Origin of the sequence: Edaphobacter aggregans DSM 19364, assembly GCF_000745965.1 — a bacterium.
Lineage (GTDB): Bacteria > Acidobacteriota > Terriglobia > Terriglobales > Acidobacteriaceae > Edaphobacter > Edaphobacter aggregans.
Genome location: NZ_JQKI01000036.1, coordinates 1 through 19874, shown reverse-complemented (window position 1 = coordinate 19874; position 19874 = coordinate 1). Strand labels below are relative to the sequence as shown.

Below are 19874 nucleotides of genomic sequence, written 5' to 3'. Positions count from 1 at the left end.
GGTCCTTGCAACCTGGACCCACGAAGGATCTTCTTCAGAAACGACGGCACCATTGAGCTATCGCACCTGACCTCTCTCAAATCCGGGATGACCTTCGTTCTGAGTTCTTCGAAGTACTCCGCACCAGAGATGGTGGAAGAAACGGAAAGAGAACTCGAAAACGCCTGCCTGGACAGTTACGTGCTTGGATTTGTGTTCTACGAGATATTTCTCGGCACAAATCTGTTCGGGCAACAGTTTCAAGATGTAATCGGGCATGGAGACTTTGGCTGGCTGAGCTGGCATGCAGATAAGACCAGACATGCAAAGCCGCTTTATGAATTGTTAAGCGGATTTCCCTCCGTACTTTCCAGCTTGATTGACGGAATGATGACGAAAGAGGCTTTGGACAGGATCACGGATCTCGATCGGATCGCTGACACGATCGGTGGTGCCTCGCAGGCGACCATGCTGATTACCAATCTTTCGGCGTTGCAGCACGGCGATCAATCGTACGCCCCTCTAAGGCAGTCCTTTCTGCAGAAGGTGGATTCCTTTTGGCGCAGGCTTATGAGCGCAGCACGCCGATGTCTCCGAAAGCCGATGTGAGGACGCATCTTTACCAAGACGCGTCAATACCCCCTTCGAGCGGCACGACGTACAAAGGTTTCCAGACAAGGAGGAGCAGGAAAGTCCGCTCCGCTAAAGCTTAACCCTCCCCAGATATAACGAAAGGATTCGAACTCGAACGATGAACGAGTTAATTGAAAATCATCTTGGATATGCTCACGCAATTGCCGCAGATCTTGTCGGCAAATATCCGCCTCATATCACCCGTGCTGATCTGGAAGGAGCCGCCGAGTACGGGCTCGTACAAGCCGCTCGTAGCTACGATCCAGCCAAATGCGTCTCTTTCTCGACCTTCGCATTCTACCGGGTGCGTGGCGCCATCTTCGATGAAGTTCGAAAGGCGTGGCGGGCCTCTCATCTGAAAGACGGCTCCGACAGGTCCGTTACCGGGGAATCCACGGAAGTCTCTCAGTCCCGGGAGACAGACATGTCCTGGGATGAGGTTGAAAATCACACCACCTCTGGAGGTGGTACGTATCTAATCTCCCTGGACAGTACCTGCGCGGAGCAGGTGGCAGCCTCGACCGAGTCGCCGGCACGTTCGGTCCTGCGAAAAGAAGAGTCCGAAACGATCCAGGCAGCGATGCGGCGGTTACCCAAACGATATCGCTTTGTGCTGCACGCCCATTACTACGAAGACCTGTCGCTGGTCAGCATCGGGAAGCGGCTCAATCTGTCGAAGTCGTGGGTGTCACGAATTCACGCGCAAGCTCTTGCAATGCTTCGAAAAATTCTGTTGGAGTCTCAACGGCCATCTATTGTCTGACCAGCTTCACTCCATCGGAGAGAAACGCAATTCTCTTCACGCAACCTTTTCTAAGATCAAACGATAACTAAACAACATGGACCCTGTATCCACCAAGCTAGCCACGACACTCCCGGACTCATCCAATTCGCAAGCCGGAGGTCAACCTGGAAAAACCGGGGCATCGAAGTTCGATACCGTAAGGAGCCAGTTGCATGACAAAGTCGGCACTGGCCCGTTGCCTACAGAGTCGACTTCACCGGCGAACCCTTCAGCAGCGAACACCGACCCGAGCGTCGACAGGGTGCAACACGGAGCTGTAACGCCATCAGATCGAGTTCAGCAGAGTCTCTCAGCGAGCCAACACCACTTGGCTCGCTTGAGAGAGAGGATCGAGTCAGAGCGTGCGACCAGTTCGATGCAAGGCCTTCAAAGCAGGCTGACTAGCGCTGAACAGCAGTACATGCGACTTAATTCAGCTGTGAATTCCCTGCCGCCAAACGCTAGTGCTCAACAATGGCTGGCGCTGCAACAACAGGCGTACAGCATGAATGAAAATATTGGTGTGCTTTCGAAGCTGGTTGGTCAAGCTGCAAATGGCGTGAAGACGGTTCTGCAGACCCAGGTATAACTGGAAGGACGGATGAGAAAAGTATTTGCTGGTTCCTTGCTGATGATGTGCCTGCTATCTCTCGCCGGTTGCTCCCGGCAGTTGGAGACAGGTTTAACCGAGGATGTTGCGCAACAAATCGTCGTGGTTCTCCGCGAGAACGGAATCAATGCGACAGCAGAACTCGACCCCACTCAAAAGAAAGACGCTGCGGCCTGGCTGGTAAATGTGCGCGGTCAGAGCGATACGGTTGTGACAGCATGGAAGATTCTTAGCGAGAACGGCCTGCCACGCAAAAAAGTAAAGGGCTTGGATGACGTATTCGCGAATGCCGGCATGATCCCAACCGCCGGGGAAGAGAAGGCGCGGTTACTCTCCGGTCTCAACGGAGAGTTGACACGCACGCTGGATTCGCTTCCAGGAGTTGTCGATGCCAGGGTGCAGGTAGTTCTTCCAGACAATACGCCCCTCTTGGATAAGAGTGAACAGCCTCCTCCCACAGCCTCTGCGCTTATCCAATTCCGTGGCGATCAGCCGCCGCTGAAGGAAGCGGAAGTGAAGAGCCTCATGGCAAAAAGCATCGAAGGCCTTACGCCTGAAAACGTTGCAGTTGTGTTTAAACAAGTTGAGATCAATCCGATCCCGAAGCAAGCACTGGGCCCATTCTCGGTGAATGTGTGGCTCGAAGTCGCCGCATTTGGACTAGCTGGGGTAGCGGGTATTGCTTCCCTGTTGGTTCTCTCGTTGAGTCAACAGAGGAAGTTCAAGATCAAAGCTCTCGAGAAGCAACTGGCGAATGCGAAAGCATCTTCTTCAGCCGTGGTGAAGGCTTAATCGATTATGAGCGCCAGTGCGTTTGCCTATATTCTCCTTCTGCGCGGAGCCGAATCGAGGAACGAACTCATGGCTCTGCTTCCACGGGACCGGCGCGCGGACGTACAAGCCGTTCTGGATCAAACACAACAGCTGCCACCGGATGAGATTCGCAGGCAACTCAAGAACCTTCGAGACGAACAGCTAGCCCGGCAAAGTGAGAGTGCGAAACATCGAGTCGGTCTTCAGGTCGATCATGTCTCGCCCAAACTATACGCCTGGTTGACCCGGCCTTTTTGAGGAACACATGATGAGCGCTAACGTAATCAAGGTTCGTACAAACAACGCGTCCCCATCTGTCGTCAAAATAACGAAAGAAACCCATGCGGCATCGCTCGAAGCCAAGGACATCCTCGCGAAGGCGCAGCAAGAGGCCACGCAGTTGCTTGAGGACGCCAGGCAGGAGAAGGACGAGGTGCTGGCGGAAAGCACCAAACGTGGCTATGCCGCAGGCCTTGACCAATGGACCGATACTCTCGCCGATGCATGGAAGCAGCGCGAAGACTATCTAGCTGGGCATGAGGCTGAGCTTGTAAAGCTGGCCGTGGCTGTTGCCAGAAAGATAATTGGCCAAAGCGCAGAAGTGAATCCACACACGGTCCTTCAGACTGCGAAAGAGGTGCTTCAATCTGTCCGCAACGGAAGGAGAGTCACCATAAAAGTGAACCCTTCGGATGAAGCGGCACTTCATGAACAAGCGGGCTCTCTGAAGATGCTTGACACTCAGGTAGGCGAGCTCCTTGTCGTCGGAAGTTCCTCGATCGAACCCGGCGGGTGCATCGTTGAAAGCGATCTGGGCATTATCGATGCTCAGATCGGCACGCAACTTGCGTCGATCGAAAAGGCCTTGCTGAGGAGGTTTGATGCAAGCAAATAGTAATTTCGAGCTCGGCACATATTTGTCGGAACTAGAAGACTGCTCTCCGTTTATCAGCAAGGGTCACGTAAAGGCGTTGGTAGGCCTAATCATTCGAGCCACTGTTCCCGACGTCTGGATTGGGGAGCTGTGCCTGATCTACAACCCGCGCTCTACGAATCCTATAAAGGCAGAGGTCGTAGGTTTTGAAGATGGCGATGTACTCCTTATGCCGCTTGGGGCTCTGATGGATATTGGGCCGCAAAGCGAAGTGGTTCCAACCGGCAAGTATCTGAGTGTGAAGGTCGGTGATGAGTTGCTGGGCCGCGTACTGAACGGCTTGGGTGAACCTATGGACACTGAGTTCAAGGGCCCTCTTGGCGCCACTAAGGAGTACGCTGTCTATCAAGAAGCGCCGGACCCGTTACACCGCAAACGGGTGAACCAACCTATCTCCGTAGGAGTGCGTGCCATAGATTCAATGCTGGCCTGCGGCGAAGGACAGCGTATCGGTCTGTTCGCCGCGGCGGGTGTTGGCAAGAGTACGCTCCTGGGCATGATCGCTCGGAACACCGAAGCCGATGTCAACGTGATTACGCTTGTAGGCGAGCGCGGACGAGAAGTTCGGGATTTTCTCGAGCAAGATCTTGGACCAGAGGGCTTGACGCGTTCGGTTATTGTCTGCGCCACCTCAAATGAGCCTTCACTCGTCCGACTCAAGGCTGCCTATGTCGGCACCGCCATTGCCGAATATTTCCGCAATCAAGGCAAGAGGGTCATGCTCATGATGGATTCAGTGACCCGCTTTGCAAGGGCACAGCGTGAGGTGGGACTTGCCTGCGGTGAGCCGCCAGCTCGAGCTGGTTATACCCCATCGGTCTTTGCGGAGCTGCCTAAGTTGTTGGAGCGCGCCGGGAACTCTGACAAGGGATCGATCACCGCATTCTATACCGTCCTCGTTGCCGGTGACGATATGAACGAGCCCGTAGCGGATGAGGTTCGTTCGATTCTGGACGGCCACATCATTTTGTCGCGAGAGATGGCGGGAGCGGGCCACTTTCCCGCCATTGATGTTCTCGAAAGTGTAAGTCGCGTAATGAATGCAGTCAGCACGAAAGAGCATCGTTCGGCCGCTACCGCCATGCGCAGCGTACTCGCGACCTACAACAAGCAAAAGGACCTCATCACACTAGGCGCCTACCAAGCAGGCTCCGATCCGCGAGTGGACGATGCGATCCGCAGAATCGATGATGTCAATCGCTTTCTGAAACAGCCCACTGACGAAAAGATGCCGCGGATGGAATCAATCGAGAAACTCTGCGCCATGTTTGTGGAATAACATGACGGTTTTTCAATTTCGTCTTCAAGCTGTTCTCGATCAGCGGACGGAAGACAAACAACAAGCCATAAATTTACTGGCCGCACGCGAGCGCGAGCTCGCAGTTGAGCAACGGACGATGAAGGAACTGGAAGGCGAAGTACAGCGTGCAGAGGAACGTTATCAGAGGAAACGCGCCGAGCGCTTCGCTCTAGGCGTCCATGAGGGTTCGACGTTTTCGAAGCGAAGTGACTTGCTGAACGGACTGAGACTTGATGTACAAGCTGCGCAGGCGGGGGTTCTTTCGCAGCAGGTTTTCGTCGATCAAGCAACCGACCTGATAAGAGAAGCGCAGTTAGCTCTCAAAGAGCGTCAGCGCGAAGTAGATGTCCTGGAGAAATACCGGCAAAAAACAGAGAAGCGATTTCTTCAAGAAGCCGCCTATCGCGAAGAGCTGGAGCAGGACGAAATTGGCAACGTGATGCACATAAGTCGGCGGGCGAGGGCATGAGAATTACTACAGAATCTGTGAATGAGTCCGCTCGAAGCGCCCGGAATCGGACCGACGAGCAGAAGACTTCTGACCGCTTCTCACAATTGCTGAAAAGCAAGAAGGAAGAGAGCCGGGCAAATCAGACGGCCACCAAGGAAGACAGCGTTGATGCTCTGAAGGAAAAGGGCCCCGCGACGCTCGACCCGCTGTCTGCGAATCCTCTTGGGGCAGACGTTGGAACGAGTTTCTCTCAATCATCGACAACCGCGAATGCGGGGAAGGTCGCCCAGCCGGATGCCAGCGCTCCCTCGCAGATTGATAAGTTGGCCACAGAGGTCAGCTACCAAATCGAAATCCTTCGGCAAGGTGGAAAGACGGAGGCAATCAACATCACCTTCGACTCCAAGACTCTCGAAGGGCTGCAGGTGCAGATTCGACAACAAGACGGGCAGTTGGCAATCCGCTTCGTAACACAGTCCGACAATGTATCCAATCTGCTCAGCCGCCATACTGGGGAGCTTCAGGAAACCTTGACCAGCAAAGGAGTAAAGATTTGGAACATCGCGATCTCCAAATCTCACACCTCATCGGGAATGCAGCGGAACAGAGATGCCAGTGCTTGAACCGAAGCATCAATACACCGGACTGAAAGTCTTTCGGAATCTGCCGAAGTACACACCGAGCCAGGTAGCTTCGATCAATTTTTCCAGAAGTCTGTTTGGGAACGCCTTTTCCTGGAAGACCTGGGTAGAGGATGCACTGCGGGAGTTGCTCGAAGTTCCTTCCGGCCGAAGGCTTGAGATTACACAGTCTAGTGAGTTCCACGGTGAGCAGACTCAGAGGTACGTATTTGAACAAAAGGATATATCCATCGGCAGAGCCACCGACAACGACATTGCCCTTCCGCAGCGCTCCATCAGCCGAAAGCATGCGCGCATTGTGGAGCGCGAAGAAGGCTTTTACATCGAGGATCTGGAGAGCTCCAGCGGCACCTACGTCAATCGCCAAAGGCTCGAGCCAGGAAATGCGCGGAGACTGTTGAGCGGAGACGAGGTGCTCATTTTTCCTTACATCCTTCGAATGAGCCCGCAGGAACTATGGACACGCGACAATGAAGTTGAACTGGCTTACTCGTGCCGCTTCAGCCCAACGGCGGCATCTGAATTCGTTTCCACATTAGGCTCAGACTTGTGCCTGTTCCAGTTTCGTATTCATCCGGAGATGGGCTATGGGGTGCTTGCACTCGCTCGGCCTTTTTTGACGACCATACTTTCTCGGCTCACGCGTAATACGCTCTCCGAGCTTGCTGAGGCTGATTCAGGTTTGTTTGAGTTTGTTGTAGTCAGTATTCTCGAACGTGCGAACCGGGAACTTCAGTTCCCTTTCCAATGTGCCTTGGTGCCCAGTAGCCGGTTCGCATTACAGGATGAGCCGGGTGTCACATTCGAAGCGTCAGTGCGCATGACTCATGCGCATGGCAGCATTTTGCTGTTTCTGCCAGACACATGCCTTCAGAAGCTGCAAGGCAAACCATGGACCAAACTTCCCGATAGCGCGAAAGAACAACTTACTTGGCAGGTGATGGTTCGTATAGGTTTCGTCGATGCTGCCATCGGCGAGCTTGAGGATCTGGAACCAGCTGACACACTGCTCTACACCTCAAAGGTGGAACTGGTCCTGCCGCCCGCTGTTGGCACGCATGTATCGGAACGCGGCTGGCGTGCTGTACGAGACGAAGACAATCCCCGTTGCTTCGAAGTTAAAGAATTCTTTGAAAGGAATGCTGATATGGAGCAAAGTACGAATCCTCAGGAACAAGTGGAAACAGCAGGAAAGATCGACTTGGCGGCGCTTCCCGTTCGAATCCATGTCGTACTCAGTCAGGTCGAGTTGTCACTCAAGGACTTGGAAGGCCTGGCAGACGGAAGCATTATCGAACTTGATGAAGAGCAGCACGCTGAGGTTCAGCTGGTCTCAAACGGCAGAGTTGTGGGCACTGGAGATCTGGTCGAGATAGATGAGCGCCTCGGGGTTCAGATCACGCGCTGGGGGATGGCCTGAATGTCTATCTTCAGTCTCCCCGTGTCTGACTCCCCTGCCTTATCGACGAACCTTTGGCTCGACTATGCCAAGACACTGCTCGTTCTCGTCGGTATTTGTTTGCTCGCGCTCGTCGCTGCAAAGGTTCTACTCCCGAAACTTACGGGCTTATCGACGCCGGCTTCAAGCCAGATTCAGGTGATCGCGAAATACCCGCTTGAGCCTAGAAAAATGCTCTATCTGGTAAAAGCCGGAAAGACAGTCGTTCTTCTGGCGGGTTCAGCAGAGACAGTTCAATTTATGACAACGCTCAACCCAGGAGACTTCGAAGAACTGCCTGTCCCTGCCCACACCGGTATGACGCGCGGCTCTGTCTTTCGGCACATTGCCCAGGCCGTCGCGGATCGTAGCCAGGAGAAGGCATTGTGACACCAAATTCACTACCAAATCCGGTTGTGATGGTCATTGTCCTTGGTGCGCTTAGCTTGGCCCCGTTTGTCCTAGTGATGTTGACGTCGTTTGTCAAAATTTCAGTTGTTCTTTCTATTTTGCGCAATGCTCTCGGCACGCAGTCTGTACCACCAAACCAAGTGATCACCGGACTCGCTTTCGTTCTGAGCTTCTTTATCATGACACCGGTCGCTAACCAGATGTATGCCGCTGCTGGTACGGTCTCCGACACTCGTGATATCTTTTCCGAGGCAAGCGTAAAAAATCTTTTTGAAGCAGCGGGGCGAGGAAGGGAGCCTCTTCGCCACTTCCTGATCAAGCACGCACATAATGAGGATCGAATTCTCTTCATTCAGCTCGCGAAACGCCTGGAGGAAGGGGCCAGCGAACCTCATGCGAAAGTCAGGATAGCAAATCCTCCGGCTCAGCCCGAAACGATAGCACCGATTTCCGCAACGGCAACTGTCACAACCCCAGCGAACTACTCCAGTCTCTCATCGGCCGCACCGCCTCCCACATCTGCATCTTCCTCTCTCTCAAAGGATGATTTCCAGGTAATTGTTCCTGCGTTTGTGACAAGCCAGTTGAAAGAGGCATTTGAGACGGGATTTCTTATCTTCATTCCATTCGTCGTTATTGACATGGTAATCGCAAATATTCTGCTCGCGATGGGCATGAGTATGCTCTCTCCGAGCGTTATCTCATTACCTTTCAAACTCCTGCTTTTCGTACTCGTCGATGGATGGTTTCTTATCATCCGTGGTCTGGTTCTGAGCTACGTTTGAGTCGAGACGAGGAAAGGCACTTATGGATACGGAAGCGATCATCACAATTTTGCGCGAAGCGCTCATGCTGGTTCTGCTGCTGTCCGCAGGCCCCATGCTCGTGAGTCTCCTGGTTGGAGTCGTCGTCAGCATTCTTCAGGCGACAACCCAGATTCAGGAGCAGACCCTGAGCTACGTCCCTAAGTTGATCAGCGTTTTTCTGACGATTGCTGTCCTAAGCCCCTGGATGTTGAGGCAAGCAGTTCAGTTCACGCAGATGATCCTTAACTCGATCGTGGTGGTGCGTTGATGGCATTTCTGCCCATGCTGCAAAGTCTGCTGCAGAGCGCCGGAATCCACGTCAATATACAGTCGTTTCTACTGCTGTTTTTTCTCATCGTCGCCCGTTTGATTGCTGCTCTGAGCCTGGCGCCTTTCATGGGCGGCCAAGCCCTTCCCAGTCAAGCCAAGATGGGTTTAGCGGCCGTAATCGCAGCGCTTTTGTATCCGGGTCTTGCCAAAGCCTCTGGTCCGATACCCGGATCGTCCATGTTTTATTTCGCTCTGTTGGCTAAGGAATTCGTGGTCGGTATGATGATCGGATTCATCTCTCAAATGATCTTTTTCGGTGTCCAGATTGCCGGAATTGTGATCGACACGCAACGAGGATTGAACCAGATCACCTATCTGGCCCCGCAACTACCGGGTAACGTTTCAGCACTTGGAAACCTTCAGGTTCAGGCTTCCATCGTGCTATTCCTCCTTCTGGGTGGGCATCTTCTATTTTTGCGCAGCATCGCGCACAGCTTTTTGGTTATCCCTCTGCTCCAAGTGCCCCACTTTGGTAGCGGCTGGTTACCGTTGGCCAATGGATTCACGCGCATCAGCGCGTCCGCCATACTCGTAGGCGCTCAACTCTGCGCGCCCGTTGTCCTGACGATCTTTCTGGTCGACATATCATTCGGGAGCATTCAAAAGGTCGCCTCTTCAATTCGCATTAGCAGTGATTCGAACATCGCGAAATCCTGGATCGGTCTTGCCGTCTTTCTCCTCTCGGCCGGGTTCTTCTTCGATCGACTGCAGCAGTTCCTCGCATCGGTAATTCCAACCATCAACTACTTCGTCGCAAGTATGCGGTAACCGTCTAGCAACCGATCTGGAGTGGCGACGATAACTGATGCGAGTTCGCAGATGGCCGACGACAAAACAGAGAAACCTACACCCAAAAGGCTTCGGGATGCACGAAAGAAGGGGCAGGTCTCCAAGAGTTCAGATCTGACTCAATCTGTGCTCTTTCTGACCGCGGCCACGGTGCTGTCCTTTACCGGACCTGCTCTTGTCGAACAGCTAAAAGCGTTCATGATTGAGTCGTTCAGTCCAAAGCTGATGGCCGGATCCCTGGATCCAGGTATGCTCATGACTCGTATCGGCAACGCTTCGATCAAGTTCCTGCTGCTTTCCATGCCACTCCTTGCGGCACTCGCTATTGCCGCCATCGCGGTTAATTTTCTTCAACTCCAGGGATTCCTCTTCGCACCCGAAGCACTGACGCCCAACTTTACGAAGCTGAATCCCGTGACGGGGCTGCAGAATATTCTGTTCAAGCCAAAGACCTATCTCGAGTTGGTCAAGAACCTCCTCAAGTTCATCATCATCCTTTGGCTCGCATACTCGACCCTCTCATCTTTCCTTCGCGACCTCATCGTCTCCGGTCGACTGGGCATCGCACAAATTGCCGGCATCGGCCCACCGCTTCTGTTTCATCTACTCTTCAAAGTGGGCGGGGTATTTCTGCTCTTTGGAGCAGCTGATTTCGCGATGCAGAAGCAGCTCTTCATGAAGGGTCTCATGATGTCCAAGGAAGAGATCAAGCGGGAGTACAAGGAAGAGGAAGGCGACCCACACGTAAAGGGCCATCGCAAAGCCTTATATATGGCGCTTCTACGGGAGAACGCCACCAAACAAGTGCCTAAGGCAAAGGCTGTGGTCGTCAATCCGACCCACATCGCCGTCGCGTTGCAGTATGAAGACACTCACATGAACGCACCACGGGTAGTTGCCAAAGGCGAAATGCTATTAGCTCAAAAGATTATTCAAATAGCCAAGAGCCATAATGTGCCGGTTATTAGAAATATAAAGCTGGCACGTAGCCTCTTCACTCTTGAACTTGAGGAAGAGATTCCTGAAGAACTGTACGAGACTGTCGCAGAGATCCTGAACCTCGCGTCGAGACTTGAAAATGAAAACTAATATCGATGAACTAAATACGTGCTACCTCATTCCCGGCCTTGAAATGGGACCTGCTGCCGCGACGGATCCAGAAGGGTTCGAGGAAGATTACTCAGAAGCCCCTTATAGCCAAACGTCACCTGTGGGAGACATGCCGTCGCCGACAGGCTGGCAGGATCTGCTGGGCCTGAATCAGATGTCACCAAGTCCCAGCCAGATCGATCCCCCGCCCCGGCCGGCTTGTCTCGGTAACGGGACCACTGCAGGTGGGACAGGTGGTTCACTTCGCTTTCCAGGCAACACTTCCAGCAACGGCGCGAGCGTGTCATCAGCTTCTCCGAAATTTGATCGAATGCTGGGAATTCTAGCTACGTACTACCAAGCGGCGCGCCGGATCCGCGCACGTGCATCTGAGGGAGGCGGACAATGAGCGTATTTTCGGCGAGTTGGAACGAACACTCAGCCTACCTGGCAGGTGAGCGGGCCTACTTACTGCATACCGAAGGACGTTTTCGGGAATCTCTTGCCCTCTTCGAGGGTCTGCTTGAGGTGGATTCCGACAATCTCTATTACAGAGACGCTGTAAGTGCGCTTCACCTATCTTTAGGAAACCCTGAAGAGGCCATTCGATATGCCTCGAGTGTCATTGCCTCTGAATCCACTTACACCAATGCCTTTGTAAGGCGCTGTGAAGGATTTCTGCAGCTAGGAATGATTGAAGACGCCATACGGGATCTGGAGCGAATGGAGGAACTTCAGGCCTACGGTGCAGCACAGCGCATGAAGCTGCGACTGAGGGCTGTCAGAGCAAAGCAGATGGAACGTACGAGTCGCGACATTGAAAAATAGATGATGTTGCACGCAACTCGATAAGAGCGACCGACGATAACCGGTCAGCGAAGTTTGTTAGTTACCAGGAGGAGTTAAGTTATGTCTTTAATATCGTCGGTGGGTCATGGATTCAAGGAAGCCGCGGAAGTCGCAGGAGACGTCGCTGGAGCTGGTGAAGAGGCAGCTGGGGCAGTCAGAAGCCTTAGAGGCGGCCCCGGCTTGGAACAACCATCTGGCTTTGGAAATAGTGGTTCCGGCGAGACGGGCTCAATTCAAGATCAGTCGGGCGGCATCACGCAGGATGCAAATAGCGGTGTTGCTTCCAATCAGCAGACCTCGCAGGCGCAGAGCGCTCAGCAGAACGAGAGTTCCTTAGATAGATCTGCGGGAGCCCACCAAACAAATGAACAGAACGCTGCAGCGGCTAATGCCCAGCAGGCCGTTGCTGACGAATCGAACCAGGACGAAGAGCAGGCTCAATTAAATGCCGCACTGGAAAAGGCTCGTGACGAGGAAATCAAAGCTGCCATTGGTTCGATGGCGTAAAAGCGCTTGAACCTGCTGAAGCCCGCATAGACAGGACCTGATCCTTCATCTCTGCGGGCTTCATCTGTCGATGAACATTCTTTCATTCGGCGGATATCCGCCGAATCGCTGTCTCCGGGCGTGTATGCTAACTAAGTTTTTTGTGCAGTTGTCAAGTGTCAAGCAAGAGATTCGAGTGGGTAATTTCAACACCGTCCTGACTCGCTTTAGCGACCTGATCTTGGTTGCTTGCATAACGTTTATCGTCGGTCTGATGATCGTGCCATTGCCGACGTTCATGCTTGATATCTTTCTTACGGTCAACATTACCGTCGCGATTACGATCTTGATGGTGTCCGTCTATGTGTCGAACGGCGCGCAAATTGCCTCCTATCCCACAATTTTGCTGCTAACGACACTGTATCGGCTCGCGTTGGAGATATCGTCGACAAGACTGATTCTGCTACAGGCCGACGCCGGAGAGGTCATCAAGGCGTTCGGTCAGTTCGTGGTCGGTGGCAACTTCGTAGTCGGCGCTGTTATTTTTCTGATCATCACCCTGGTGCAGTTCATAGTCATCACAAAGGGTTCCGAGCGCGTGGCTGAAGTCGCAGCCCGCTTCACTCTGGATGCGATGCCTGGCAAACAGATGAGCATTGATGCGGATCTGCGGGCTGGCAGCATCGACTTCAAAGTAGCTCGCAAACGACGCCAGATGTTGGCGAAGGAATCGCAATTCTACGGCGCGATGGATGGCGCAATGAAGTTCGTGAAGGGCGACGCCATCGCCGGCATCATCATCACGGTCATCAATATCGTTGGTGGTTTGATTATCGGTGTTGCGATGAACGGCATGCCTGCGGGTGAAGCTGTTCAGACCTACTCTATCCTCACGATCGGCGACGGATTGGTTGCGCAGATTCCGGCGCTCCTCATCTCCATATCTGCCGGCATGATAGTGACGCGTGTAGCTTCCGAAGATGAGGAGACGAACCTCGGCAGCGATATCGCCGGCCAAATTCTTGCACAGCCAAAGGCCATTGGCGTTGCCTCCGTCATCCTGCTGGTGCTCGGATTAGTACCAGGAATGCCCAAGTTCGCATTCCTCCTTCTCACGGTGGTGACCGGCGGTCTATCCTACAGCCTCTACCAGGCGAAGCGACTCAAAGCGCAGTCGCAGACCCAAAAGCCGAAGAACCTTGTACAGGTTGTACCGCCTCCCTCCGCCAATCCGGAGCTGGTAAGAACATTCCCTCTCATCCTCGAGGTGGGCGGCGATTTAGCGCCTCTTGTGTCTCTGGAATGCAAAGAAGGCAAGGCATTCTTCGACAAGCTAGTCAATTTGAGAAATGCGCTTTACAGGCAATTAGGTGTTATCTTCCCGCCATTGCGAGTGGACCAGGTGCAGCTTGCATTTGAAGAAAGCAACAACTACCGCTTCTGGCTTAACGAAGCACCGATCACTACCGGATGGATTCGTTCTGATCGCCTCCTGGTAAACGCAGCCTCAGATCGATTGGCTGACTACGGGATAGAAGCGGAGGCTACAGTCAATCCCGCGGATCACAAGCCGGCTTGCTGGATCAACAGGACAGATCTGGAACGCGCCTCCGCATTGGAGATGAAGATCTGGGACACGGATGAGATCCTTCTACTGCAGATCTCCGCATTTCTACGCTCGCACGCTATGGACTTCATCACGATTCAGGAAGTTCAGTGGATGATCGGCGAAGCGCGTAAGTTCTATCCGGCGCTCGTCGATGAGGTTGTGCCCAAAGTGCTCTCGCTGCAGCAGCTTACGGAAGTCCTGCAGAGGCTCCTCAGCGAGCAGGTTCCCATCAAGGATCTTCGAGCAATTCTGCAAGCCATCGGAGAATGGAGTCGTACCGATTCGGGCGATACCGCTGCGCTCGCTGAGCATGCGCGCTTTGCCTTGAGAAGACGGATTTGTTTCGGCCTAAGTGGCGGTAAACCGCGACTGATCGTCTATCAGCTTGATCCAGAGATTGAAGATATGATTCGCGCTTCGATTCGGCAGGGACCTGCAGGAGCATTCCTTGCAATGGATCCGGAACAGAACGATGCACTGATCGGAGCGATTCGAAGCCAGATTGGGGAAGTGCCTACGCGTACTCAGAATCCAGTACTGGTGGTAGACGGCTCGGTTCGGCGCTTCATCAAGACCGCAGTGGGCAGCAGCTTGCCCGAGCTTCACGCCCTCAGCTACAACGAGCTGGCGGCTGAGATTGCGGTGGAACCTATTGGGACGATATCCCTAAGCCGTCCCGCGGAATCAGAGATCGCAATGCCAGCCCTCTCATAAACGATGCACCAGGTGAATCAAATGCTCAAAGAGACCTACATAAAAACGACGGCAATTCCGCGAGAAACATCATCGACGGCTCTGCCGGACTGGATGAGTTTCCCTATGCTGGCGGAGGTCTTCGATCAGTCCCCGTCAAAGACAATCTCTCGCTTAACGGCAAAACACAAAGAGTATCAATCGCAGGAAGTAACAGGCACCGCCGCTGACCGAGTGCGTGCGCGGTTGATTTCTGCAAGCTACCTCCGCACTTGCGCATTACTGCAAGAACTGGAGATTCAAATCGAACTCAACAAGAAACAATCCACAGCGTCGGCGAAGCGATAACAGGTCATCATGAGTGAAACGTTAAATCCCAATGGTGGTGTCAACTCCCGGGCTTCCAACCAGGAGTTGAATCTGCTTGAGCGTCGAGCTCAGCTTGAGCAGTCCCAGTTTCAGCAGCTTCAGGCTCACCAGCCAGGTATGTTCAGGCGGGTTTTGGGCGGCCTAACCGGAGTGGCAGCGAACGCCTTTGCTCCGGGGCTGGGAGGCGCGTTAGGAAATTTGATTGGCGGTGGTTCCGCCTTCTCCGCCGATCTTGCCGCCTCCGGTTTCGCCGCCAATGCCTCCAACCTTGCCGCCGCCAATGCGCTTCAGGCGGTGGCCACACAAGCAAATCAGGATGAAGAAATGACGGAATTAGCTTCGAACCTTGAGAAATCGAAGCACGAAACCTTCATGGCAGTAATTCAAAACATTACATAGGCGGAAACAATGCTTAGAGGCAAAGAAGTGCAGGCGCCCGTCAAAGACGTCATGTTGATGCTGGAAGCCGGTTGTGTCTATCGCTATGCCGGACGGTTTCGAGAAGCGCGAGACATCTTTCAGGGTGTGCGGGCACTCCTTCCGACGCGAGAGGTAGCCGATTTGGCTCTCGCGGGCGTTTCCGTAGACGAGAGAAAGTTGGACGAGGCGGAGGCACACTGCCGCCGCGCGCTCGAACTGAACAGTTCAAGTGCGGCAGCGTACGCGCAGCTTGGCGAGATTCAACTGCTTCAGAACCAGAGAACCAATGCTATCCGTAGCCTTCAAAGATCCATGGAGATAAGTCAGAACGGTCCAACTGCCAATCTCGCGAAGTCGCTCTTGAAACTGGCCTCGATGATGGAACCGAAGCCGTAAACCATCGGCTGTTCTTCAGCGCTCAATGAGCATAAACCCCATCGCTCTATTCTTATTTCCCTGCCGAAGGCAGGCAAGATGAAATCGAATTAATTGCCTATTAGCTGCACGACATTGTGCAGCAGCCAGGAGAAGTTGGTTTACACATGCAACTCCAATTTGTCGTCACGAACAAAGCCTTGAATGAGTCGAGCAATCGCGATCTGGTTGTCGAAGAGAAGATCACGATTGGTCGACACTTAGGAAGCCCGATCGCTCTCCAGGGGGACAGGCTTTCTCGTCACCATTTCTCACTCATGGTCGTTGATGGTGTTCTGACCATTGAGAATCTCAGCAGCAACGGCACATGGCTAAACGGATCGATGCTCAGTGCCAAGATGTCGGCTCTTGTGAAGTCCGGAGATATCATCGAAGTTCCTGGCTACGAGATGCGTGTCATGGTTCAAGAGGCGGGGGCAGCTCCGAAATCACAAGTGCAGGCTTCGCCAGCCTCAACAGAGAAAGAGGTAAGACCCGCCGGGAAGCTACCGTTGACAGCTCTGCAGATTCTTGAACCCCGCGAAGTTACGCTTCTGCTCTTTGCAATTGCGAGCCTCGCACTCATCCTGTTTTTTCTATATCGATGAGAGCTACGTTGGTTCTGGAAAGCGACTCTGTCACCTCGCCTGCACAAAGCAAAGTTAGTTTACCACCGCAGCAACTTCAGGCACGGCTTCGCCGATAACTCAACTAGACAGGTTTTGGCAGCTAATCAGCGAACCTGTTGCAGTCAAGCTATAACGAACGATCACTGAGGACACAAAATGCCATTCATTCCTGCTCTTGTAGAAGCCGCAGTAGGTATAGGAGAGGCTGTAGCAGCAGGAGTTGAAGCTGGTGCTACAGCAGCGTCAGTCGGCGGAGAAGCCGCCGCAGTGGGCGCCGAAGCAGGAGCTACGGGTGCCGAAGTGGGCGCTACAGGCGCCGAAGTGGGTAGCGAAGTAGGAGAGGTTGGCGCAGAAATCGGTGGCGAAGGATCCTCGGAGGCTCGGTCTGTTGGCGATATGGCAAAGCAGATCTACAAAGGGGCAAAGAAGGCCAACGACATCAATGACGACATCAATAGCAATAACAACAATAATGACGGTGACAATAGAGGCAGCGTCGGCATAAATCCCCTATCGTCTGCTATCGACAGCATGAACGGTGTCTCCTCGCTGGGTGCCAGCGACAGTTTGTTCCTAAATCCCGAAAGTGAGAGCGCGAACTCTCTCGGAACATTCCCGCACCACGAGCAGGAACACGCGAACGCTGCAGAAAACCCCATTGCAGGGCCTGAAGAAAATTCCGGCTACATGGCCGATATTGGTCCGACACATGGGTCTGGAAATATGAGAATCTGACAAGCACAAAGTGTAGTCGCGGCTAGATTAGGACAAGAACGTTTTGCAAAGACGGCAGTTCTGCTCGGGTACTTGCGCTGCAACATCATGTTGCTCACCCCTCGAAGGAGCATGATTAGAGATGGTTGTTGTTCGTCGTTGTGAAGATCGGAATGCTCTCGCTGAGTTTTTATTTACTATCTGTGTAGATGATCTCAAACCTAAACTCCCCCTCCAGCACCTAACACCCGAATTCCTTGCCGCAGCTATCGCATCATGGGATATCGTAGAGTTCTTTGACCAAGGAAAAAAGATCATCATCGGTGCGGCCGCCCGTGAGCCGAACGGCTACATGCATATCTATATAGATAGCTGCAGGCGAGTGTCCTGGGCGCCGCATACATCATTACAAGCTGCGCTCGACATCTTTCTATCGAATTATGACAAACTATATGCAGCGATACCCACTGCGAACAGAGCGACCATCAATATGGTTCGTAAGTTAGGATTTGTTTATACAAATGCGGCGGGCGGCTTTGCCTTCCATGTATTAACTGCACAAACCCGCCGAGAAGCATATACCCAATCAGGTAGGCGTTTTTCGTTGCAAAGCCTAAGAAAACAAACGAAAACTTTGACCGAAGTGACCTGCCCCGGAAAACTCTGCCGCGCGAGGTTGGAAATTTCGGCTTGCGTAACTCAGTTTGTGCCTGTTTGGCGGGCACGATTGCGGTTAATGTAGCTCAAGTGATGGTCTCCAGCAAGAGGCTTGAGACCGGAGCGTAGGTCAATTCACTGCCAGCAGCCGCCGTGCGGTGGGAATATGTATGGTCCGCCGTCAGATTGCAAGCTAAATCTTTGTAGCGAGTGTTTGGGTCTGCGCTAATGTATCCGGCCTGTTTGCGGAGCTGAGCTCCTGCCCATAATGGAGTCCGCGCGTTGCTGGTCTACAAAGTGGGTCGAACTCCTAAGGGTTCTCATTCCCACACAGGCTTGAGCAACGCCGGTTGAGACCGTTCACTCACACATCGATTTGTCTCGCAAACTTGAGAGGAAAACTTCGTCGTCGGAGGGTTGGAAAAGTGTGGAATCGCGAAGCGATTTCCAAGCCCGTACGGCGGGCGTCTTTTCCAAGCCTCGGTTCAGGCCGCCACGAAGGCCGGTGCAGAGTAGTGTGTGCCTTTGCTCAAGATGGCCCATGCAATTCGAGCCATCTTGTTGGCCAAAGCGACGACCGTTACGTTGCGATGACGTCGCGGCGAAAGGCTGGTCAGCCATTCGCCGAGAGCGGAAGGCTTTCGTTCCATCTGCATCACCACGGATCGGGCGCCGTGAAGCATCATGCGTCGCAGATATTCATTGCCCAGCTTACTGATGCCGAGCAGTCTGGTCTTGCCGCCTGTCGAGTGTTGCCGCGGAACCAGCCCTAACCAAGCGGCTAGGTCCCGCCCTTTTCTGAAGCTGATGCCGTTACCAATCGCCGCAACGAGTGCTGTCGAGACAATTGGCCCGAAGCCCGGCACCTCCATCAAGCGATGGCAGCCATCATCCTTCTTCGCGATGCGGGCGAGCTCAGCACTGACTTCTGGCTTCCTCGATCTTCCTTTCGAGCTCGTCCCATTTCATGCTTCAACTCACGAATCAAGTGCAGCAGCCTTCCGGAAAAGGAAGAATCGCCCTCGGTGAGGATGACCTGCAGTTGCGTCACCAGGTAAGAAGGCCCTTTTCGGATAGCCATCCCACGTTCCAGGAGAAATCCGCGTATCTGATTCATCACGGCCGTTCTTCTCGCGACCCAGCGATCGCGCACGCGGTGTAGCGCTTGCAGATCCAGCCTGCTCGTCGTTCTTGATCGGCACGAAACGCATCGTCGGCCGCTGCACGGCTTCCGCAATCGCTTCCGCGTCCAGGTAGTCGTTCTTGTCGTCTTGACGTAGGGCTTCACATACTGCGCCGGCACGAGTCTGGCATCGTGCCCCTGATCCCGAAGGGCGCGAGCGAGATAATGAGCACCTGCGCAGGCTTCCATCCCGATCAGCATCGGCTTGCGGGTGCTGTGTAAGTCAGGAGCTGCTTCCGTGAGAGCTTCTTGCGAAGCACAATATCACCACGAGGGCTGAGGCCAATCAGGTGAAAGGTGGTCTTGCTCAGGTCGATGCCGATGGTCGAAATCTCCATGGTGAAACCTCCTGCCAGCTAAGATAATCGTCCGGATGTCCAGGCGGCGGACCATCCAATAGTGGGAAACGCGAAGCGTTTTCCAAGGCGGTCTTACCGCCGTCATTTCCACCGCTGCATACGGCTGCGAACTCAGCAGGCGTGCGATCTACCACGCGATCCTTGCGATGCGACCGGAGCACGCAGATGCTCTGATCAAACTTGGGACGATTCTTTACAACCGGCACCGCTACGAGCAGGCCGAACAGCACTACCGGAGGGCGACCCTTGCTGACCCCGAGTATGCGCTCGCATTCTTCGACCTCTGCAACGTGCTCGATGAGATGCAGCGTCTGACCGAAGCGACTGCGGCCTACCAGAAGGCCCTAGTGTTCTGAGTCTAAAATACTTTGAATAACTAAGGATGGGTCTGTCATCGGATAGAGTGAGGAGTAAGTCCGATGGCAGCGGGTCGTCCCTTAGTTCCATTCACTCTCGGCGCGGAGCAGCGGGAGCAGTTGCAGGC

The 19874-nt window shown here is 53.6% G+C and carries 24 protein-coding genes and 1 pseudogene; 24 read left to right on the top strand and 1 reads right to left on the bottom strand.

Annotated elements, in window-relative coordinates; all coding sequences use genetic code 11:
• Positions 1-87 precede the first annotated feature (87 nt).
• The 23 genes from Q363_RS40565 to Q363_RS15515 all read left to right on the top strand — a co-directional run bounded on the left by Q363_RS40565 (position 88) and on the right by Q363_RS15515 (position 17933).
• Positions 88-588, top strand: coding sequence for a hypothetical protein (locus tag Q363_RS40565; protein WP_157466953.1), 501 nt, complete (start codon positions 88-90; stop codon positions 586-588).
• Between the two features lie 142 nt (positions 589-730).
• Positions 731-1375 carry a sigma-70 family RNA polymerase sigma factor gene (locus tag Q363_RS15625; protein ID WP_035351886.1) on the top strand — a complete coding sequence of 215 codons (645 nt, stop codon included), beginning with the start codon at positions 731-733 and terminating at the stop codon, positions 1373-1375.
• A 397-nt stretch (positions 1376-1772) separates the two neighbouring features.
• Positions 1773-1985 (top strand): hypothetical protein, encoded by a 213-nt coding sequence (locus tag Q363_RS15620; protein ID WP_035351883.1) that lies wholly within the window; start codon positions 1773-1775, stop codon positions 1983-1985.
• A 12-nt stretch (positions 1986-1997) separates the two neighbouring features.
• Positions 1998-2798, top strand: coding sequence for a hypothetical protein (locus tag Q363_RS15615; RefSeq protein WP_051978825.1), 801 nt, complete (start codon positions 1998-2000; stop codon positions 2796-2798).
• A gap of 286 nt (positions 2799-3084) precedes the next feature.
• Positions 3085-3714: a FliH/SctL family protein gene (locus Q363_RS15605; RefSeq protein ID WP_084080396.1), complete on the top strand. Its 630-nt coding sequence runs from the start codon at positions 3085-3087 to the stop codon at positions 3712-3714.
• Positions 3701-5032, top strand: coding sequence for a flagellar protein export ATPase FliI (gene fliI, locus Q363_RS15600; RefSeq protein WP_051978824.1), 1332 nt, complete (start codon positions 3701-3703; stop codon positions 5030-5032). The genes Q363_RS15605 and fliI overlap by 14 nt, the downstream gene beginning before the upstream one ends.
• Position 5033: 1 nt before the next feature.
• Positions 5034-5522 carry a hypothetical protein gene (locus Q363_RS15595; protein WP_035351876.1) on the top strand — a complete coding sequence of 163 codons (489 nt, stop codon included), beginning with the start codon at positions 5034-5036 and terminating at the stop codon, positions 5520-5522.
• Positions 5519-6127 (top strand): flagellar hook-length control protein FliK, encoded by a 609-nt coding sequence (locus Q363_RS15590; protein WP_084080395.1) that lies wholly within the window; start codon positions 5519-5521, stop codon positions 6125-6127. The genes Q363_RS15595 and Q363_RS15590 overlap by 4 nt, the downstream gene beginning before the upstream one ends.
• Positions 6114-7565: a type III secretion system cytoplasmic ring protein SctQ gene (gene sctQ, locus Q363_RS15585; RefSeq protein WP_035351873.1), complete on the top strand. Its 1452-nt coding sequence runs from the start codon at positions 6114-6116 to the stop codon at positions 7563-7565. Before Q363_RS15590 ends, sctQ begins: the two co-directional genes overlap by 14 nt.
• The gene (locus tag Q363_RS15580; protein WP_035351871.1) at positions 7566-7973 is read left to right on the top strand and encodes a flagellar biosynthetic protein FliO; all 408 of its coding nucleotides are present in this window, start codon (positions 7566-7568) and stop codon (positions 7971-7973) included. It abuts the gene before it with no gap.
• On the top strand, positions 7970-8779 hold the full coding sequence (locus tag Q363_RS15575) for a flagellar type III secretion system pore protein FliP (RefSeq protein ID WP_157466950.1): 810 nt from the start codon (positions 7970-7972) through the stop codon (positions 8777-8779). Before Q363_RS15580 ends, Q363_RS15575 begins: the two co-directional genes overlap by 4 nt.
• A 22-nt stretch (positions 8780-8801) precedes the next feature.
• Positions 8802-9068, top strand: coding sequence for a flagellar biosynthesis protein FliQ (fliQ, locus tag Q363_RS15570; RefSeq protein WP_035351866.1), 267 nt, complete (start codon positions 8802-8804; stop codon positions 9066-9068).
• Positions 9068-9898 (top strand): flagellar biosynthetic protein FliR, encoded by an 831-nt coding sequence (locus Q363_RS15565; protein WP_035351864.1) that lies wholly within the window; start codon positions 9068-9070, stop codon positions 9896-9898. The genes fliQ and Q363_RS15565 overlap by 1 nt, the downstream gene beginning before the upstream one ends.
• A 51-nt stretch (positions 9899-9949) precedes the next feature.
• Positions 9950-11008 carry an EscU/YscU/HrcU family type III secretion system export apparatus switch protein gene (locus tag Q363_RS15560; RefSeq protein ID WP_035351862.1) on the top strand — a complete coding sequence of 353 codons (1059 nt, stop codon included), beginning with the start codon at positions 9950-9952 and terminating at the stop codon, positions 11006-11008.
• Between the two features lie 405 nt (positions 11009-11413).
• Positions 11414-11836, top strand: a complete 423-nt coding sequence (locus Q363_RS15555) for a tetratricopeptide repeat protein (protein ID WP_035351860.1) — start codon at positions 11414-11416, stop codon at positions 11834-11836.
• Positions 11837-12037: 201 nt separating this feature from the next.
• Positions 12038-12364 carry a hypothetical protein gene (locus Q363_RS15550; protein WP_157466947.1) on the top strand — a complete coding sequence of 109 codons (327 nt, stop codon included), beginning with the start codon at positions 12038-12040 and terminating at the stop codon, positions 12362-12364.
• Positions 12365-12539: 175 nt separating this feature from the next.
• Complete coding sequence (gene sctV, locus Q363_RS15545) at positions 12540-14666, top strand: type III secretion system export apparatus subunit SctV (protein ID WP_051978822.1); 2127 nt, start codon at positions 12540-12542, stop codon at positions 14664-14666.
• Between the two features lie 21 nt (positions 14667-14687).
• A complete protein-coding gene (locus tag Q363_RS15540) occupies positions 14688-14993 on the top strand; it encodes a hypothetical protein (protein WP_157466944.1) in 306 nt (101 codons plus the stop codon).
• Between the two features lie 66 nt (positions 14994-15059).
• Positions 15060-15413, top strand: coding sequence for a hypothetical protein (locus tag Q363_RS15535; protein WP_157466941.1), 354 nt, complete (start codon positions 15060-15062; stop codon positions 15411-15413).
• A 9-nt stretch (positions 15414-15422) separates the two neighbouring features.
• A complete protein-coding gene (locus Q363_RS15530; RefSeq protein WP_035351848.1) occupies positions 15423-15830 on the top strand; it encodes a tetratricopeptide repeat protein in 408 nt (135 codons plus the stop codon).
• Positions 15831-15976: 146 nt separating this feature from the next.
• Positions 15977-16456 carry an FHA domain-containing protein gene (locus Q363_RS15525; protein ID WP_035351845.1) on the top strand — a complete coding sequence of 160 codons (480 nt, stop codon included), beginning with the start codon at positions 15977-15979 and terminating at the stop codon, positions 16454-16456.
• Between the two features lie 177 nt (positions 16457-16633).
• Positions 16634-17212 carry a hypothetical protein gene (locus tag Q363_RS40560; RefSeq protein ID WP_157466939.1) on the top strand — a complete coding sequence of 193 codons (579 nt, stop codon included), beginning with the start codon at positions 16634-16636 and terminating at the stop codon, positions 17210-17212.
• A 121-nt stretch (positions 17213-17333) separates the two neighbouring features.
• Positions 17334-17933, top strand: a complete 600-nt coding sequence (locus Q363_RS15515) for a hypothetical protein (protein WP_035351840.1) — start codon at positions 17334-17336, stop codon at positions 17931-17933.
• 400 nt (positions 17934-18333) lie between these two features.
• Here Q363_RS15515 and Q363_RS37490 read toward each other — a convergent pair.
• Positions 18334-19369: pseudogene (locus Q363_RS37490) on the bottom strand (IS110 family RNA-guided transposase).
• A gap of 104 nt (positions 19370-19473) precedes the next feature.
• Between Q363_RS37490 and Q363_RS15500 the strand changes: the two are divergent.
• Entirely contained in the window at positions 19474-19746 is a 273-nt protein-coding gene (locus Q363_RS15500) for a tetratricopeptide repeat protein (RefSeq protein WP_342667419.1), read from the top strand.
• Positions 19747-19874: the final 128 nt, after the last annotated feature.

What these genes read in the sequence shown, in the direction of transcription:
- Q363_RS40565 (WP_157466953.1), top strand. Translation starts at nt 88, where the DNA reads ATGACCTTCGTTCTGAGTTCTTCGAAGTACTCCGCACCAGAGATGGTG.
- fliQ (WP_035351866.1), top strand. Translation starts at nt 8,802, where the DNA reads ATGGATACGGAAGCGATCATCACAATTTTGCGCGAAGCGCTCATGCTG.
- sctQ (WP_035351873.1), top strand. Translation starts at nt 6,114, where the DNA reads ATGCCAGTGCTTGAACCGAAGCATCAATACACCGGACTGAAAGTCTTT.
- Q363_RS15565 (WP_035351864.1), top strand. Translation starts at nt 9,068, where the DNA reads ATGGCATTTCTGCCCATGCTGCAAAGTCTGCTGCAGAGCGCCGGAATC.
- Q363_RS15605 (WP_084080396.1), top strand. Translation starts at nt 3,085, where the DNA reads ATGATGAGCGCTAACGTAATCAAGGTTCGTACAAACAACGCGTCCCCA.
- Q363_RS15590 (WP_084080395.1), top strand. Translation starts at nt 5,519, where the DNA reads ATGAGAATTACTACAGAATCTGTGAATGAGTCCGCTCGAAGCGCCCGG.
- Q363_RS15615 (WP_051978825.1), top strand. Translation starts at nt 1,998, where the DNA reads ATGAGAAAAGTATTTGCTGGTTCCTTGCTGATGATGTGCCTGCTATCT.
- Q363_RS15540 (WP_157466944.1), top strand. Translation starts at nt 14,688, where the DNA reads ATGCTCAAAGAGACCTACATAAAAACGACGGCAATTCCGCGAGAAACA.
- Q363_RS15620 (WP_035351883.1), top strand. Translation starts at nt 1,773, where the DNA reads ATGCAAGGCCTTCAAAGCAGGCTGACTAGCGCTGAACAGCAGTACATG.
- fliI (WP_051978824.1), top strand. Translation starts at nt 3,701, where the DNA reads ATGCAAGCAAATAGTAATTTCGAGCTCGGCACATATTTGTCGGAACTA.
- Q363_RS15625 (WP_035351886.1), top strand. Translation starts at nt 731, where the DNA reads ATGAACGAGTTAATTGAAAATCATCTTGGATATGCTCACGCAATTGCC.
- Q363_RS15555 (WP_035351860.1), top strand. Translation starts at nt 11,414, where the DNA reads ATGAGCGTATTTTCGGCGAGTTGGAACGAACACTCAGCCTACCTGGCA.
- Q363_RS15595 (WP_035351876.1), top strand. Translation starts at nt 5,034, where the DNA reads ATGACGGTTTTTCAATTTCGTCTTCAAGCTGTTCTCGATCAGCGGACG.
- Q363_RS15530 (WP_035351848.1), top strand. Translation starts at nt 15,423, where the DNA reads ATGCTTAGAGGCAAAGAAGTGCAGGCGCCCGTCAAAGACGTCATGTTG.
- Q363_RS15515 (WP_035351840.1), top strand. Translation starts at nt 17,334, where the DNA reads ATGGTTGTTGTTCGTCGTTGTGAAGATCGGAATGCTCTCGCTGAGTTT.
- Q363_RS40560 (WP_157466939.1), top strand. Translation starts at nt 16,634, where the DNA reads ATGCCATTCATTCCTGCTCTTGTAGAAGCCGCAGTAGGTATAGGAGAG.
- Q363_RS15580 (WP_035351871.1), top strand. Translation starts at nt 7,566, where the DNA reads ATGTCTATCTTCAGTCTCCCCGTGTCTGACTCCCCTGCCTTATCGACG.
- Q363_RS15560 (WP_035351862.1), top strand. Translation starts at nt 9,950, where the DNA reads ATGGCCGACGACAAAACAGAGAAACCTACACCCAAAAGGCTTCGGGAT.
- Q363_RS15525 (WP_035351845.1), top strand. Translation starts at nt 15,977, where the DNA reads ATGCAACTCCAATTTGTCGTCACGAACAAAGCCTTGAATGAGTCGAGC.